Source organism: Streptomyces sp. NPDC060035, assembly GCF_042736635.1.
GTDB lineage: Bacteria > Actinomycetota > Actinomycetes > Streptomycetales > Streptomycetaceae > Streptomyces.
The window spans coordinates 172,219-187,885 of the sequence record NZ_JBHWVO010000011.1; the positions used below are offsets into that span (position 1 = coordinate 172,219).

The window sequence follows — 15,667 nt, forward strand, 5'->3', positions numbered from 1 at the left end:
GATCGGACGATGGCCGGCGAACAGCAGGCACAGCAGCTGACCGGTGTGCCGGCAGATGCGCAGGAGCAGCACGCGCTCCTGGCCGAGCAGATCGAGGAACACCGCTTCCGGTACTACGTGAAGGACCAGCCGGTCGTCAGCGATGCCGAGTTCGACCGGCTGATGCGTGCGCTGGAAGCCATTGAGGACCAGTACCCCCAGCTGCGCACGCCGGACTCGCCGACCCAGAAGGTCGCCGGGCCCTACACCACGGAGTTCACCTCCGTGGAGCACCGCGAGCGCATGCTGTCCCTGGACAACGCCTTCGACGACGGAGAGCTCGCGGCCTGGGCCGAACGGGTCGCACGGGACGTCGGCACGGGCGGCTACCACTTCCTGTGCGAGCTCAAGGTGGACGGTCTCGCCGTCAACCTCACGTACGAGCACGGGAAGCTGACCCGCGCGGCGACCCGCGGTGACGGCCGCACCGGCGAGGACATCACACCCAACGTCCGTACGATCGCGGAGATCCCGCACCGGCTGAAGGGGGACAGGATCCCCGCGCTCGTCGAGATCCGCGGCGAGGTCTTCTTCCCGATGGAGGCCTTCGAAGGACTCAACGCCCGGTTGGTGGAGGCCGACGACAAGCCCTTCGCCAATCCGCGCAACGCGGCGGCCGGTTCCCTGCGCCAGAAGGACCCGAAGGTCACCGCCACCCGCCCGCTGCACATGGTGGTGCATGGCATCGGCGCACGCGAGGGCTTCGACATCGACTGCCTCTCGCACGCCTACGAGCTGCTGAGCGAATGGGGCCTGCCGACAGCCCGGCACAACAAGGTGGTCGACTCCCTCGACGGCGTACGGGAGTTCATCGCGTACTTCGGTGAGAACCGTCACTCCGTGGAGCACGAGATCGACGGGGTCGTCGTCAAGCTCGACGAGATCCCGCTCCAGGGCCGGCTGGGTTCCACCTCGCGCGCACCGCGCTGGGCGATCGCCTGGAAGTACGCGCCGGAGGAGGTCAACACCAAGCTGGTCAACATCCGGGTCGGTGTCGGGCGCACCGGCAGGGTCACGCCGTACGCCCAGGTGGAACCGGTCGAGGTGGCGGGCTCCGAGGTCGAATTCGCCACCCTGCACAACCAGAACGTGGTGAAGGCCAAGGGCGTCCTCATCGGCGACACGGTCGTGCTCCGCAAGGCGGGTGACGTCATCCCGGAGATTCTCGGCCCGGTCGTCGATCTGCGCGACGGCAGCGAGCGGGAGTTCGTCATGCCTGCCGACTGCCCCGAGTGCGGTACGGCGCTGCGCCCCATGAAGGAGGGCGACATCGACCTCCGCTGCCCCAACGCCCGCTCCTGTCCCGCGCAGTTGCGGGAACGGGTGGCCTACCTCGCGGGCCGCAAGTGCCTGGACATCGACCACTTCGGTTATGTGGCGGCCGCTGCTCTGACCAAGCCCCTGGAGCCCGCCGAACCGCCCCTGCTGGATGAGGGAGACCTCTTCGGACTGACGGTGGAGCAGCTGCTGCCGATCCGTGCCTATGTCCTGGACCAGGACAGCGGGCTGCCCAAGCGCGATCCGAAGAGCGGCGAGGAGAAGATCGCGACGGTCTTCGCCAATCAGCAGGGCGAACCGAAGAAGAACGCCCTCGCCATGCTCGACGGCATCGCGGAAGCACGGCAGGCCCCTCTGGCCCGGATCCTCACCGGGCTCTCGATCCGTCATGTCGGGCCGGTGGCCGCCGTGGAGCTGGCCAGGCAGTTCCGGTCCATCGACCGGATCGACGAGGCGTCCGAGGAGGAGCTGGCCGCCGCCGACGGGGTCGGACCCATCATCGCCGCGTCGGTCAAGCAGTGGTTCGCCGAGGACTGGCACCGCGAGATCCTGCGCAAGTGGCGGGAGGCGGGCGTCCGGATGGAGGACGAGGGAGCGGGCGAGGACGAGGGGCCGCGGCCGCTCGAAGGGCTCACCGTCGTCGTCACGGGCACGCTGGCCACCCACACCAGGGACGGTGCGAAAGACGCGCTGCAGAGCCGGGGGGCGAAGGTGACCGGTTCCGTCTCGAAGAAGACCTCCTTCGTCGTGGTGGGCGAGAACCCCGGGTCGAAGTACGACAAGGCGATGCAGCTGAAGGTGCCCGTCCTCGACGAGGAGGGGTTCGCCGTGCTGCTCGAGCAGGGGCCGGACGCGGCGCGTGAGGCGGCTGTGCCGGTAGAGGCGTGATCGAGCCCCGATGGCCGAGGCGATCGAGGCTCGATCGAGACGCTGCCGGGGAGTGGCTGTGAACGAGAAGGGAATAAAGCGGACAAGAGGGGGGCGAGTGATCCCGCCGAGCCGGTCGGTACCACCCGTTCGGCTCATATCGGACGGTGAGGGTGCAGGGTCCGCATTCGGGCAAGAGCTGTAGAGCGCTGCCCGCGAGGGCCGTTGGCGGCCTACTGTTGAACGTGCACCTGCCGTTCCCGGCCGCGTGGTGGGAATTGGGCCGTCGTGGCGTGGGAGCGCGGGCCACCGTGGGACATCGGCACCGCCGGCTGTGAGAGGGACGGAATGAAACCGACCGAGAGCGCCGCACCGGTGTCGCGGCTTCAGGGTTTCGTCGGCCTCACGTCAAAAGTGGGAGCTGTCGTCGTGGGAGTTGCCACGGTCCAGCTGGCCACCGGGTTCTACCGGACGGTCCGCGACGGCGAGGCGCTCTTTCCCGACGGCACCGCGGGCTGGTCGCTCGCGCTTCTCACCGGCATCATCGTCGGCCATCTGGTCGCCCTCGGGCGCGACCGCTGGTGGGGCGGCACCGGTTCCGGCGCCGCCCTCACACTCGCCGTACTGCTGCTCTACGGCTGGGTGCCCGCCGGTCTGGTCAGCCTGGTCGTCGTGGTGCTCGTCGGGACCGCCCGGCGGCACCGCTGGTGGCAGGGGCTGCTGCACGGTGCCGTGGACATCCTCGGTATCGGAGCCGCAGCACTCGTCCTGTCCGCCTTCGGAGAAGTGCCGACGGTCGCCGCACCCTGGCGGCCACTCGACTGGGGGATCGACGCCGTCCCGGAAGTGCTCCTCGCGGCCTCCACGTATCTCCTCGTCACCCGCGTCCTGCTGTGGTACGCGAGGGCGTCCCAGGGCGGCGGGCTGCCGACGATCGCCCGCACCGCGCTCCTGCGCCAGGGCCTCGTCGCGGTCGCCCTGCTCGGTATCGCCCCGCTGATCTGCGTCGTGGCATCGGCCTTGCCCGTGCTGCTGCCGCTCTTCGCGGTCCCGCTGATCGCTCTCGACTCCACCCTCTGGATCGCCCGTGCCCGCGCCGAGGAGCAGCTGAGGGACCCGCTGACCGGTCTGCCCAACCGCCAGTGGCTGCTGGAGAGAACGTGGACGGCGCTGGAGGAGGCCGCGAGTACCGGTTCCAGGTCGGCGCTCGTCCTCATCGACCTCGACCGTTTCCGTGCTGTCAACGACACCCTCGGGCACCTGGCGGGGGACCGGCTGCTGCTCCAGATAGCGGACCGCCTGCGCCTCGCCCTGCCGCGCGGTGCGGAGGCCGCACGGCTGGGCGGCGACGAGTTCGCCGTACTGCTGCCGACCGTGGACTCCACCACCAGCGCACAGCGCGTCGCCCGGCATCTGGTTGCCGAGCTCTCCTCGCCCCTCGATCTGGACGGGCTCACGCTGGTGCTCGAGGCGAGCGCCGGGGTCGCCGTCCACCCCGACCACGCACTGGACGCCGAAGGGCTGCTCAGGCGTGCGGACGTGGCCATGTACCAGGCCAAGCGGGACCGTACGGGCGTGGAGGTGTACGAGTCCAAGCGGGACAGCAACACCCCGGACCGGCTCGGTCTGCTGGGCGATCTGCGGCGCGCCCTGGACGCTCAGGAGGTGGAGCTCCACTACCAGCCGAAGGTCCGGTTCGACGGTCAGGTCGCCGGGCTCGAAGCCCTGGTGCGCTGGGTGCATCCGGAGCGCGGGCGGGTTCCCCCGGACGAGTTCATCGCGATCGCGGAGTCGTCCGGCCTGATGCCGCACCTCACCGAGTACGTGCTGGAGACGGCACTGGCCCAGGTGGCCCGGTGGCGCGCGCAGGGGCTGTTCGTCCCCGTCGCGGTCAATGTCTCCCCGCGCGATGTCCACACCCCCGGCTTCGCGGGAAGCGTCGCAGCCCGGCTCGCCCGGCACGGCGTCCCGGCCGGCGCGCTGCAACTGGAGATAACCGAGCACGTCCTGCTGGAGGACCCGCAGCGGGCCGCCGACACCCTGGCCGGGCTGACCGCACACGGGGTCAAGATGTCCCTCGACGACTTCGGTACCGGCTACTCCTCGCTGGTCCACCTGCGCAAGCTGCCGGTCAGCGAGCTCAAGATCGACCGGTCGTTCGTGGCCCGGCTCGCCATCGACAACGAGGACGCGGAGATCGTCCGCTGCACCATCGACCTGGCCCACTCGCTCGGTCTGCTGGTCGTCGCCGAGGGCGTCGAGGACGACGAGACGTGGGAGCGGCTGCGGGACCTGCGCTGCGACGCGGTGCAGGGGTGGCTCGTCGCAGCCGCGATGCCGCCGCAGGAGACGACGGCCTGGCTGCGGGCGCGCGGCGAGCACGGATGGCGGAGGCCGGCGGACCTGGAGGCCGCTGCTGCTGCTGCCGCAGCGGCAGCGGTGGTGGTGGCGCCCGAGCTGGAATCCAGGCCTGTGGGGCGCGCGCTGAACCCCGGTCCGGCCACGGCCTGAGGGACCGGGCAGGGCTGGCCAGTGGTCGTTTTGTCCTTAATCGCCGGACGGGCTCGCTGTGCCCCGACGGTGATTGCGGGGCAGCAGCGGGCGACCCCATAGGATTGGGCCAAAACCACACACCGAACCCTGAGGATCGCTGCATGCCTGGCATCACGCGCGAGGAGGTCGCCCACCTCGCCCGGCTGGCGCGTCTGGAGCTGAAGGGCGAAGAGCTCGAACACTTCGCCGGTCAGCTCGACGACATCATCGGCGCGGTCGCCCGCGTTTCCGAGGTCGCCGACCAAGACGTACCGCCGACCTCCCACCCGCTGCCGCTGACGAACGTCATGCGCGCGGACGAGGTCCGTCCGTCGCTCACCCCCGCGCAGGCGCTCTCCGGCGCCCCTGCCCAGGAGCAGCAGCGTTTCAAGGTGCCGCAGATCCTGGGGGAGGACTAACAGCCATGACGGACATCAGCACCATCATCAAGCTCACCGCGGCGGAGATCGCCGCGAAGATCGGTTCCGGCGAGCTGACGGCCGTCGAGGTCACCGAGGCGCACCTGGCCCGGATCGACGCCATCGACGAGAAGGTCCACGCCTTCCTGCACATCGACCGCGAGGGCGCGCTCGCGCAGGCCCGCGCCGTCGACGCCAAGCGTGAGGCGGGCGAGAAGCTCGGCCCGCTGGCCGGCGTCCCGCTCGCGCTCAAGGACATCTTCACCACGCAGGACATGCCGACCACCGTCGGCTCGAAGATCCTCGAGGGCTGGGTCCCGCCGTACGACGCGACCCTCACCAAGAAGCTGAAGGCCGCCGACGTCGTCATCCTCGGCAAGACCAACATGGACGAGTTCGCCATGGGGTCCTCCACCGAGAACAGCGCCTACGGCCCGACCGGCAACCCCTGGGACCTCACCCGCATCCCGGGCGGTTCAGGCGGCGGCTCCGCCGCCGCGCTCGCTTCCTTCGAGGCGCCGCTGGCCATCGGCACGGACACCGGCGGCTCCATCCGCCAGCCCGCGGCCGTCACCGGCACCGTCGGCGTCAAGCCCACCTACGGCGGCGTCTCCCGCTACGGCATGGTCGCCTTCTCCTCGTCCCTCGACCAGGGCGGGCCCTGCGCCCGTACGGTTCTGGACGCGGCGCTCCTGCACGAGGCCATTGCCGGACACGACCCGCTCGACTCGACGTCCATCGACGCCCCGGTCCCGCCGGTCGTCGAGGCCGCGCGCAACGGCTCCGTACAGGGCATGCGCGTCGGAGTCGTCAAGCAGTTCGCGGGCGAGGGCTACCAGGCAGGTGTCGTCCAGCGCTTCAACGAGTCGGTCGAGCTGCTGAAGTCGCTCGGCGCCACGATCGTCGAGCTGGACTGCCCGTCCTTCGACCTGGCCCTCTCGGCGTACTACCTGATCGCGCCGTCCGAGTGCTCGTCGAACCTGGCCCGCTTCGACGCCATGCGTTACGGCCTGCGGGTCGGCGACGACGGCACGCGCTCGGCCGAGGACGTCACCGCCCTCACCCGTGAGGCCGGCTTCGGCGACGAGGTCAAGCGCCGCATCATCCTCGGTACGTACGCGCTCAGCTCCGGCTACTACGACGCGTACTACGGCTCGGCGCAGAAGGTCCGCACCCTCATCACCCAGGACTTCGAGAAGGCGTTCGAGCAGGTGGACGTCATCGTCTCGCCGACGACGCCCACCACCGCCTTCCCGATCGGCGAGCGTGCCGACGACCCGATGGCGATGTACCTCGCGGACCTGTGCACCATCCCGACCAACCTCGCCGGCAACTCCGCCATGTCGCTGCCCTGCGGCCTGGCCCCGGAGGACGGCCTGCCGGTCGGGCTGCAGATCATCGCCCCCGCCATGAAGGACGACCGGCTGTACAAGGTCGGAGCCGCCGTCGAGGCCGCGTTCGTGGAAAAGTGGGGACACCCGCTGCTTGAGGAGGCTCCGTCACTGTGAGTGCAATGGCAAAGAAGGCCAAGAACTTCAAGAAGTCCAAGTCCGGCCTGTACGTGTCCCTGGGCACCACCGCCTTCGGCGCACTCAGCGTCATCAAGCAGGTGAAGATGGCCCGCCAGGACGAGGACACGCTCCGGCTGATCGACGCCGCCGTATCGGCCGCCGCGATCGTGACCGGGATTGCGATCCTCTACCGCGAACTCAAGCGTCTCGGCGACGACGACGTCCTGCTGGGCTGAGAGGGAAAGTTTCACCGTGACTGTCATTGATCTGGAGTCGTACGAGGACGCCCTCGCGACGTACGACCCCGTCATGGGCCTCGAGGTCCATGTCGAGCTCGGCACCAGGACCAAGATGTTCTGCGGCTGCTCCACCGAGCTCAAGCAGGACGCCAACTCGCAGACCTGCCCGGTCTGCCTCGGTCTGCCGGGCGCGCTCCCGGTCGTCAACGAGATCGGCGTCGAGTCCGCCATCAAGATCGGGCTCGCGCTGAACTGCGAGATCGCCGAGTGGTGCCGATTCGCCCGGAAGAACTACTTCTATCCGGACATGCCGAAGAACTTCCAGACCTCCCAGTACGACGAGCCGATCGCCTTCAACGGCTATCTGGACGTCCAGCTGGAGGACGGCGAGATCTTCCGCGTACAGATCGAGCGCGCGCACATGGAGGAGGACACCGGCAAGTCGACACACGTCGGCGGTGCCACGGGCCGCATCCATGGCGCGTCCCACTCGCTGCTCGACTACAACCGTGCGGGCATTCCGCTCATCGAGATCGTCACCAAGCCGATCGAGGGAGCGGGCGCACGCGCCCCCGAGGTCGCCAAGGCGTACGTCGCCGAGCTCCGCGAGCTGATCAGGGCGCTCGGTGTCTCGGAGGCCCGCATGGAGATGGGCCAGATGCGCTGCGACGTCAACCTGTCGCTGCGCCCGCACGGCCGCGAGGCGTTCGGTACGCGCTCCGAGACGAAGAACGTGAACTCGCTGCGTTCCGTCGAGCGCGCCGCCCGCTTCGAGGTCCAGCGCCACGCCGCGGTGCTGAACTCCGGCGGGACGATCGTGCAGGAGACCCGGCACTTCCACGAGGAGGACGGCTCCACCACGGCCGGCCGCATCAAGGACAACGCCGAGGACTACCGCTACTTCCCCGAGCCCGACCTGGTGCCGGTCGCGCCGGCCCGCGAGTGGGTCGAGGAGCTCCGCAAGGGGCTTCCCGAGCTGCCCCGGCTGCGCCGCAAGCGGCTCAAGGAGGAGTGGGGTGTGGGCGAGCACGACATGCAGTCCATCCTCAACGCGGGGGCGGTAGACCTGATCGTCGCCACGACGGACGCGGGCGCCCCCTCCGACCAGGCCCGCAAGTGGTGGATGGGCGAGCTCGCCCGTAACGCCAACGAGACCGGCCGCAGCCTGGACGAGCTGCCCGTCACCCCGGCGCAGGTCGCCCGGGTGGCCGAGCTCGTCTCCGGTGGCGACCTCAACGACAAGCTGGCACGTCAGGTCCTCGAGGGTGTCCTCGCGGGCGAGGGCGACCCGGACACCGTCGTCGAGAAGCGCGGCCTGAAGGTCGTCTCCGACGAGGGCGCGCTGGGCACGGCCGTCGACGAGGCCATCGCAGGCAACGCGGCGATCGCCGACAAGATCCGTGGCGGCAAGGTCGCCGCGGCGGGCGCCCTGGTCGGCGCGGTCATGAAGGCCACCCGCGGTCAGGCGGACGCGGCGCGCGTACGCGAGCTGATCCTGGAGAAGCTCGGCGTCGAGGGCTGAGGCCTTCCCGCAGAGACCGTATGAGCGAAGGGCGGTGCACCCGGACCACGGGGGCACCGCCCTTTTGTGGCGTGGGAAGTCTGTGACCATGGCCACGAATAGGACAATTGATCACTATTGCCTGACAGAGTGACGGTTCTCAGGTCATGCGACTTTTTCGGGATGTTCCCCTTATTCCCGTCAATGGTCCACGAACCCTCAGGGAGCACGTCCGTTGGCCGCCATCGCACGCTGGTGCCTCAGGCACCGCCTCGCCGCTGTCCTCATCTGGCTGCTCGCCCTCGGCGGCGCGGCCGGTGCGGCGGTCGTCGCGGGCTCCGCGTACTCCAACAACTACGAGGTGCCGGGAACCGAGTCCGGCCGTGCGGGCGAGCTCCTCCAGGCGGGGTTCACGAACCTCGGTGGCGACACCGACACCGTCGTCTGGCACACCACGGGCCCCACCGTCCGTGCCGCCGATGTCGAGCAGACCATGACCAGGACCCTGCAGGCCATCGACGCGCTGCCCGGAGTCGGTGATGTCACCGGACCCTACGGGGCGGTCGGCAACGGACAGATCAGCGCGGACAGCCGTACCGCCTACGCCACGATCACCTTCGACCACCGGGCCGACGAGATCCCGCGGGAACATGCCCAGGCCGTCGTCGACACCGCGAAGGCAGCCGCGAGCGACGGGCTCCAGGTCGAGCTCGGCGGCAGCGCAGTCGCCCTGACCGAAGCGCCGGGCCTCCACGTCAGCGAGGCCATCGGAGTGGTCGTCGCCGCTCTCGTCCTCTTCCTCGCCTTCGGCTCGCTCGCCGCCAGCCTGCTGCCCATCGCAACCGCCCTCGTCTCCGTCGGCACGGCGTACGCGGGGATCGTGCTGCTCGGCCATGCCATGACCGTCGCCGACTTCGCACCGATGCTGGGCATGCTGATCGGGCTCGGCGTCGGCATCGACTACGCGCTGTTCATCGTCACCCGGCACAGCAGAGGCCTGCGGCGTGGGCTGTCCGTTTCCGAAGCGGCGCAGAACGCCGTCGCGACCACCGGGCGTGCCGTCGTCTTCGCCGGAGCCACCGTCTGCGTCGCGCTGCTGGGCATGCTGGTCCTGCGGCTCGGCTTCCTCAACGGTGTCGCGATCGCCGCCTCGCTCACCGTGGTGCTGACCGTCGCCGCCTCCGTGACCCTGCTGCCCGCACTGCTCTCCTTCATCGGCATGCGGGCGCTGAGCCGGCGCGAGCGCAGGCAGCTCGCCGAGCACGGGCCGCAGCGTGAACGGACCACCGGCTTCGCCGCCCGCTGGTCCGCATTCGTCGAGCGGCACCCCAAACTGCTCGGAGTGGTTGCCGCCGCCGTCATGGCGGTGCTCGCCCTGCCCGCCCTCGGGCTGCATCTGGGCACCTCCGACCAGGGCAACAACCCCGCCACGGCGACCACCCGGCAGGCGTACGACCTGCTGGCCCACGGCTTCGGCCCCGGCGTCAACGGGCCACTGACGATCGCCGCCCACCTCGACGGAGCCGACGACCGGCTCGCCCTGGACGGTCTGCCCGGTCTGCTGCGGGGCACCGACGGCGTCGCGTCCGTGAGCCCGGTGACGTACAACAACAGCGGCGACACCGCGTTCGTCACTGTCGTCCCGGAGTCAGCCCCGCAGTCGCAGCGGACCAGCGAACTCGTCGACCGGCTGCGCGACGACGTGCTGCCGCCGATCCAGGAGAACACGTCTCTCCAGGTCCATGTGGGCGGTGTGACCGCCAGTTACGACGACTTCGCCGAGATCATCGTCAGCAAGCTGCCGCTCTTCGTCGGGGTCGTCATCGGGCTCGGCTGCCTGCTCCTGCTGCTGGCCTTCCGGTCCGTCGCCATCCCGCTGAAGGCCGCTGTGATGAACGTGGCCGCCGTCGCCGCCTCCTTCGGGGTCGTCGTCGCGGTCTTCCAGTGGGGCTGGGGCAGCGAGCTGCTGGGGCTCGGCAGTGCCGGCCCGATCGAGCCCTTCCTCCCGGTGATCATGGTGTCCGTGCTTTTCGGGCTCTCGATGGACTACCAGGTCTTCCTGGTCGGCCGGATGCACGAGGAGTGGCTGGAGACGCGGGACAACCGCAGGTCGGTCCGTGTCGGCCTCGCCGAGACGGGCCGGGTGATCAACTCCGCCGCGGTGATCATGATCTCGGTCTTCCTCGCCTTCGTGCTCAGCGGAGACCGCGTCATCGCGATGTTCGGCATCGCGCTGGCCGCCGCCGTCGCACTCGATGCCTTCGTCCTGCGCACCCTGCTGGTGCCTGCCCTGATGCACATGCTCGGCGGCGCCAACTGGTGGCTGCCCGCCCGGCTCGACCGGGTGCTCCCGCGCATCAGCATCGAGCCGCCGGACCACGCGGCACCGCATGCGAAGATCCCGAGGGAGCGCGCAGGCGACCAGGACCGGTCCGTCGCGCAGCGCGTCCACTGAGGCCGAGGAGACGTTCCTGTGTTCGCGGTGTCCCTGGGCGATGACGGGGCGCAGCTGCGCCCGCTCGAACCCTGGCAGGCGGAGGAGTTCCTGGCCCACATGGACCGGGCGCGTGGCCTCGTCGACCCCTGGATCCCGTTCGCCTCGGCCGCGACGGACCTTTCCTCCGCGCGCGCCCTGCTCCAGAGGTACGCGGACAAGCAGGCGGCCGACACCGGCCGGCTCTACGGGATCTGGCTGGACGGCACGCTCGTCGGGGGCGTCCTGTTCCGGATCTTCGCGGCGGAGTCGGGGAACTGCGAGATCGGCTGCTGGCTGGAGCCTGCCGGGCAGGGGCGGGGGCTGGTGAACCGGGCGTCGAGCAAGCTGATCGACTGGGCCGTCGACGTACGGGGCATGCACCGGGTGGAATGGGTCGCCTCCGCGGCCAACACCCGCAGCGTCGCCGCAGCCGAGCGGCTCGGCATGACGCGCGACGGCGTGCTGCGCGAGGCCTGTCTGTACCGGGGCGTGCGGCACGACGAGGAGATCTGGTCCGTACTGGCCGCTGAATGGCGTGCCGCGCGGGGGTGAGAGGCGCACCGCGTTAAGGAGGTTCTCATCCGGGCCCCCTAGCGTGCGGCGCATGAAGACCACCCCCTCCAAGACCACCTCCGCCGTCGACGACGACCGCGAGGAGAAGCCGGCAGCGGACGAGAGCGCCGTAGCGGACCTGACGAAGACGGAGCCCGCAGATGAAGCCTCCGACGACACCGCCGATGACGCGTCCGACGATGCCGTAGGGCATGCGGCCGCGGAGGACGACGACGATCCGGAGTCCGACCCCTACGCCGAGGCGGAAGCCGCGGCATCCGCCGGGGTCGGTGGAGGAGCCGGGGCCGTCGTTGCCGCCGGGCTGGGCATCGTCTCTCTTTCGGGGGCCTGGACCGGGCGGGTCGCCGCCGAGCGCGAGACCCTGATCGGCCAGATCAAGACCTCCGGCGGCGGCAGCGCGGCCCAGCAGATTTCCGAGATCTACGCCGACGCCTGGCACACCACGGCCCTCGTCAACGGGCTCTTCGCGCTCGTCGCCCTGCTGGTCGGCGCCTTCGTCCTCCTGCGCCCCGCCTTCGGCGCACCCTCCGCCCGTCCGCAGCCGGGCTGGATCCGCGCCGTTGCGCTGGCAGGCATCGCACTCGGCGTGCTCGGCGTACTGATCTCCGTAGGCATGTACTTCGACCTCTTCGTGTCCCTGCCGAGCGCGGGCGCGCCGGCGAGCGGAAGCTGACCGCCGCCCTAAGGCACCGGGCACCCGGGGCTAAGGCACTTTGCCGCGCTCGGATGCGGCACTCGCCCGATGCGGCGGCACCCCCTGGCAGACCACAGTTGGGGCACGGCAGCAAGCCGTGCCCCAACGGGCCGTCGTCACCAGGGAGAAGACCATGTACGCCTACGACCTCCACCGGATCCATGCCGCCGAGATGATCCGCCGGGCGGACGAGCAGCACACCGTCCGCCAGGTCGTGCTCGCCCGCCGGGCCGCCCGCCGCTCGGTCCGCCGTGCCGGACGGGATGACACCGAAGGGCGGGTGAGCAAGTACCTGGACCGGTTCGTGCACGCCGCGTAAGGATGGCCGTCCGTCCTCCTGCGGCCACCGCGGTGTCGTACGCGTATGCGATGCTCAGCGATGTGGAGACCAACACCGTCAGCCCCGTGTTCGTCGGCCGAGCCGGTGAACTGGCCTCGCTCACCGATGCGCTCGCCCGCGCCTCGGCAGGGGAACCGCAGGCACTGCTCATCGGTGGCGAGGCAGGGGTCGGCAAGACCCGGCTGGTCGAGGAGTTCGTCACGGTGGCCTGCCGCCGCGAGGCCGTGGTGGCTGTCGGTGGCTGTGTGGAGATCGGCGCCGACGGCCTGCCGTACGCCCCGTTCTCCACGGCACTGCGTGCCCTGCGACGCGCACTCCCCGAGGAACTGACCGAGGCACTCGCAGGCCAGGAGGGCGTACTGGCCCGGCTGCTGCCCGAACTGGGCGAACCGGACCGGGCATCGAACGACGAGCACGGCACCGCCCGTCTCTTCGAACTCGCCGCCCGGCTGCTGGAGCGCATCTCCGCCGACCGCACGGTCGTCCTCGTCCTGGAGGACCTGCACTGGGCCGACGCCTCGACCCGCCACCTCCTCGCCTATCTCTTCCGCACCCTGCGCGACGGCCGTCTCGTCGTCATCGGTACGTACCGCGCCGACGACGTCCACCGCCGCCACCCTCTGCGCCCTCTCCTGGCCGAGCTCGACCGGCTCCGCACGGTCCGCCGCGTCGAACTCGACCGGTTCAGCCGCGCCGAGGTCGGCCGACAGCTCACCGGCATCCTCGCCGCTGCTCCCGAGGCCGAGCTCGTCGACGACATCTTCTACCGCTCCGACGGCAACGCCTTCTTCGTCGAGGAGCTCGCCCGCAGCCTGGAGTGCTGCGGTGACAGCTCCGGGCTCTCCGACTCGCTGCGTGACCTCCTCCTCGTGCGCGTCGAGGCGCTGCCCGAGAATGCCCAGCGGATCGCCAGGATCGTCGCCGAGGGCGGCTCCACGGTCGAGCACATGCTCCTCGCCGCCGTCGCCGGGCTGCCCGAGGACGACCTCGACGAAGCGCTGCGGGCCGCCGTCGGTGCCAATCTTCTGCTGCCGGCCCCCGACTCCGACGGATACCGCTTCCGGCACTCCCTGGTCCGCGAGGCCGTCAGCGACGACCTGCTGCACGGCGAACGCTGCCGCCTCAACCGCCGCTATGCCGAAGCCCTGGAAGCCGACCCGTCCCTCGTACGCGCCGAGGAACGCGCTGCCCGGCTCGCAAGCTACTGGTACGCCTCGCACGACGCGGCCAGAGCTCTGCCGGCCGTGCTGGGCGCTTCGGTCGAGGCCCGCCGCCGCTACGCCTATTCCGAGCAACTGCGGTTGCTGGAGCGGGCCATGGAGCTGTGGGACGACGTACCGGAAGAGGTGCGCGCCACCCTGCGCCCGATCGACTACGCCGAGGTCTATCCGGGCTGTGGCTGCGACCCCGAGACGGCACCGCTGCGCTACCTCGACCTGATGGCCGAGGCCACCGTCGCGGCGCGCTTCGGCAGCGACCGCGAACGGGCCCTGGCCATCGCCAAGAAGGCACTGCGCATCCTGGACGGCGACGCGGATCCACTGCGCGCCGCGTGGTTCTGGGTGCAGCGTTCCCTGCTGACGCAGAACCTGTCCCGGGGCGACGGATGGCAGGAACTGGCCAAGGCCCAGGACCTGGTGCGCGGTCTGCACCCGTCGTCGGTGCACGCCGACGTGCTGTCCAACGTGGCGATCTGGGGCGCACTGCACTGTCCGGGCCCGGACACGCTGGCCGCGGCCGACCGTGCCGTGGAGTACGCACGCCTCGTCGGCGACGAGTACATCAAGCTGCACGCCCGGCTCACCCGTGGACGGCTCACCATCGACGCGGGCGGGGTCGAGGAGGGGATCGCCGAGATGTACGCCGTCCGCGACCGGGCCGACGAGCTGCACCTGGTGGGCGTGATGAGCCGTGCCAGCATCAACCTTCCGTCCTCGCTGGAGTCCACGGGCCGCTCCCTGGAAGCGGTGGCCGCCGCCGACCACGGCATCCGGATCTGCCACAGCCACGGCATCCCCGACTCGGAGGCCTGGGTCCGGGCCAACCAGGCGGAGTCGTACTTCTCGCTCGGGCACTGGGACGAGAGCCGGGCGGCCGTCGACGCGGCGGCTCTGGTCGCGCGGTCCCGCAAGTCCCAGGGGCTCGTCGCCTCACGCCGCACGGAGCTGGCACTCGCCCGCGGCGACTTCGGCGAGGCGGAGGAGCAACTGGCTCTGAACCGGCGCCATCTGGGCCGGAACGACCCGCAGCCCCAGCATCTGATCAGTCCTGTCCGGTATGCCATGACCCTGGCCGCCCAGCAGGGCCGGCTCCCCGAGGCGCGAGCCGCGTTCGAGGCGCAGTCCGAGGAGGGCTTCCCGCCGGGCACCCAGCGCTACGCCCTGCCGCTGCTGTACGTCGCGGCGTCGCTCGAGGCCGATGCACGCGGGCTGCCCGCCACCGAGCCGGGCCGTCCGGCGATCCTGGACCGCATCCGCGGCCACCTCAAGCGGCTGGCGATGCTCGTTCCCGTGTGGGCGGCCTACGGTGTGCTGATCGAGGCCGAACTGGCCCGCGCGGAGGGTGCCGACACCCCGGGCCACTGGTCCCGCGCCGCCGAGGCCTTCATGCCTCTTCAGCGGCCCTTCGAACTGGCCCAGATCCGGCACCGCTGGGCGGAGGCGATGCTCACCGCGTCCGGGGCCGGTGACAGGGCTTCGGCAGCGGCCCTCCTGCGCGAGGCCCACGCGGTGGCGGGGCGGCTCGGAGCCCGGCCGCTCAGGGAGAGCGTCGAGCTGCTCGCCGGCCGCGCCCGCATCACGCTCGAAGCGTCGGCCCCGGGGGTGCGGGATGCCGGGGGCGACGTGGACCACGTGGATGCCGAGGGCGAAATTCACCCGGCCGTACCGGGCCCGGCGGTGGATGCGATCGAGTCCTTCGGCCTGACGTCCCGGGAGCAGGAGGTGCACCGGCTGGTCGCTGCGGGTTACACCAACCGCAGGATCGCCGAGGAGCTCTACATCTCGCCGAAGACCGCGAGTGTGCACGTCTCCAACATCCTCGCCAAGCTGAGCGTCTCCAGCCGGGGCGAGGCGGCCGCGCTCGCGCACCGGTTCCGGTTGTACCCGGCGAGGTGAGGGCTTGGCGCCTGGCGGGCGAGGTCTCTGTGCCCTCGATCCCCGTGGGGCTCAGTGCGGCTACGGAGGTCGCCGAACGCCC

Annotated in this window: 11 protein-coding genes; all 11 read left to right on the forward strand. The window is 70.6% G+C overall.

Annotation, left to right across the window (positions count from 1 at the left end):
• The first annotated feature begins 9 nt into the window (after positions 1-9).
• The 11 genes from ligA to ACFWBQ_RS19700 all read left to right on the forward strand — a co-directional run bounded on the left by ligA (position 10) and on the right by ACFWBQ_RS19700 (position 15,585).
• Complete coding sequence (gene ligA, locus ACFWBQ_RS19650) at positions 10-2,205, forward strand: NAD-dependent DNA ligase LigA (protein ID WP_385490330.1); 2,196 nt, start codon at positions 10-12, stop codon at positions 2,203-2,205.
• 327 nt (positions 2,206-2,532) lie between these two features.
• A complete protein-coding gene (locus tag ACFWBQ_RS19655; RefSeq protein ID WP_385490333.1) occupies positions 2,533-4,695 on the forward strand; it encodes a putative bifunctional diguanylate cyclase/phosphodiesterase in 2,163 nt (720 codons plus the stop codon).
• A gap of 143 nt (positions 4,696-4,838) precedes the next feature.
• Positions 4,839-5,135 (forward strand): Asp-tRNA(Asn)/Glu-tRNA(Gln) amidotransferase subunit GatC, encoded by a 297-nt coding sequence (gatC, locus tag ACFWBQ_RS19660; protein ID WP_014048481.1) that lies wholly within the window; start codon positions 4,839-4,841, stop codon positions 5,133-5,135.
• 5 nt (positions 5,136-5,140) lie between these two features.
• Positions 5,141-6,643: an Asp-tRNA(Asn)/Glu-tRNA(Gln) amidotransferase subunit GatA gene (gene gatA, locus ACFWBQ_RS19665; RefSeq protein WP_385490336.1), complete on the forward strand. Its 1,503-nt coding sequence runs from the start codon at positions 5,141-5,143 to the stop codon at positions 6,641-6,643.
• A 5-nt stretch (positions 6,644-6,648) separates the two neighbouring features.
• Complete coding sequence (locus tag ACFWBQ_RS19670) at positions 6,649-6,882, forward strand: hypothetical protein (protein ID WP_385490527.1); 234 nt, start codon at positions 6,649-6,651, stop codon at positions 6,880-6,882.
• A 16-nt stretch (positions 6,883-6,898) separates the two neighbouring features.
• Positions 6,899-8,407: an Asp-tRNA(Asn)/Glu-tRNA(Gln) amidotransferase subunit GatB gene (gene gatB / locus ACFWBQ_RS19675; RefSeq protein WP_385490339.1), complete on the forward strand. Its 1,509-nt coding sequence runs from the start codon at positions 6,899-6,901 to the stop codon at positions 8,405-8,407.
• Between the two features lie 214 nt (positions 8,408-8,621).
• On the forward strand, positions 8,622-10,841 hold the full coding sequence (locus tag ACFWBQ_RS19680; RefSeq protein ID WP_385490342.1) for an MMPL family transporter: 2,220 nt from the start codon (positions 8,622-8,624) through the stop codon (positions 10,839-10,841).
• A gap of 18 nt (positions 10,842-10,859) precedes the next feature.
• The gene (locus ACFWBQ_RS19685; protein WP_385490344.1) at positions 10,860-11,414 is read left to right on the forward strand and encodes a GNAT family N-acetyltransferase; all 555 of its coding nucleotides are present in this window, start codon (positions 10,860-10,862) and stop codon (positions 11,412-11,414) included.
• 43 nt (positions 11,415-11,457) lie between these two features.
• Positions 11,458-12,108 (forward strand): hypothetical protein, encoded by a 651-nt coding sequence (locus ACFWBQ_RS19690; RefSeq protein ID WP_385490347.1) that lies wholly within the window; start codon positions 11,458-11,460, stop codon positions 12,106-12,108.
• A 154-nt stretch (positions 12,109-12,262) separates the two neighbouring features.
• Positions 12,263-12,448 carry a hypothetical protein gene (locus ACFWBQ_RS19695; RefSeq protein ID WP_385490350.1) on the forward strand — a complete coding sequence of 62 codons (186 nt, stop codon included), beginning with the start codon at positions 12,263-12,265 and terminating at the stop codon, positions 12,446-12,448.
• 2 nt (positions 12,449-12,450) lie between these two features.
• Positions 12,451-15,585 (forward strand): AAA family ATPase, encoded by a 3,135-nt coding sequence (locus tag ACFWBQ_RS19700; protein ID WP_385490352.1) that lies wholly within the window; start codon positions 12,451-12,453, stop codon positions 15,583-15,585.
• Positions 15,586-15,667 lie beyond the last annotated feature (82 nt).

What these genes read in the sequence shown, in the direction of transcription:
- ACFWBQ_RS19695 (WP_385490350.1), top strand. Translation starts at nt 12,263, where the DNA reads ATGTACGCCTACGACCTCCACCGGATCCATGCCGCCGAGATGATCCGC.
- gatC (WP_014048481.1), top strand. Translation starts at nt 4,839, where the DNA reads ATGCCTGGCATCACGCGCGAGGAGGTCGCCCACCTCGCCCGGCTGGCG.
- ACFWBQ_RS19700 (WP_385490352.1), top strand. Translation starts at nt 12,451, where the DNA reads ATGGCCGTCCGTCCTCCTGCGGCCACCGCGGTGTCGTACGCGTATGCG.
- ACFWBQ_RS19670 (WP_385490527.1), top strand. Translation starts at nt 6,649, where the DNA reads ATGGCAAAGAAGGCCAAGAACTTCAAGAAGTCCAAGTCCGGCCTGTAC.
- gatA (WP_385490336.1), top strand. Translation starts at nt 5,141, where the DNA reads ATGACGGACATCAGCACCATCATCAAGCTCACCGCGGCGGAGATCGCC.
- ligA (WP_385490330.1), top strand. Translation starts at nt 10, where the DNA reads ATGGCCGGCGAACAGCAGGCACAGCAGCTGACCGGTGTGCCGGCAGAT.
- ACFWBQ_RS19655 (WP_385490333.1), top strand. Translation starts at nt 2,533, where the DNA reads ATGAAACCGACCGAGAGCGCCGCACCGGTGTCGCGGCTTCAGGGTTTC.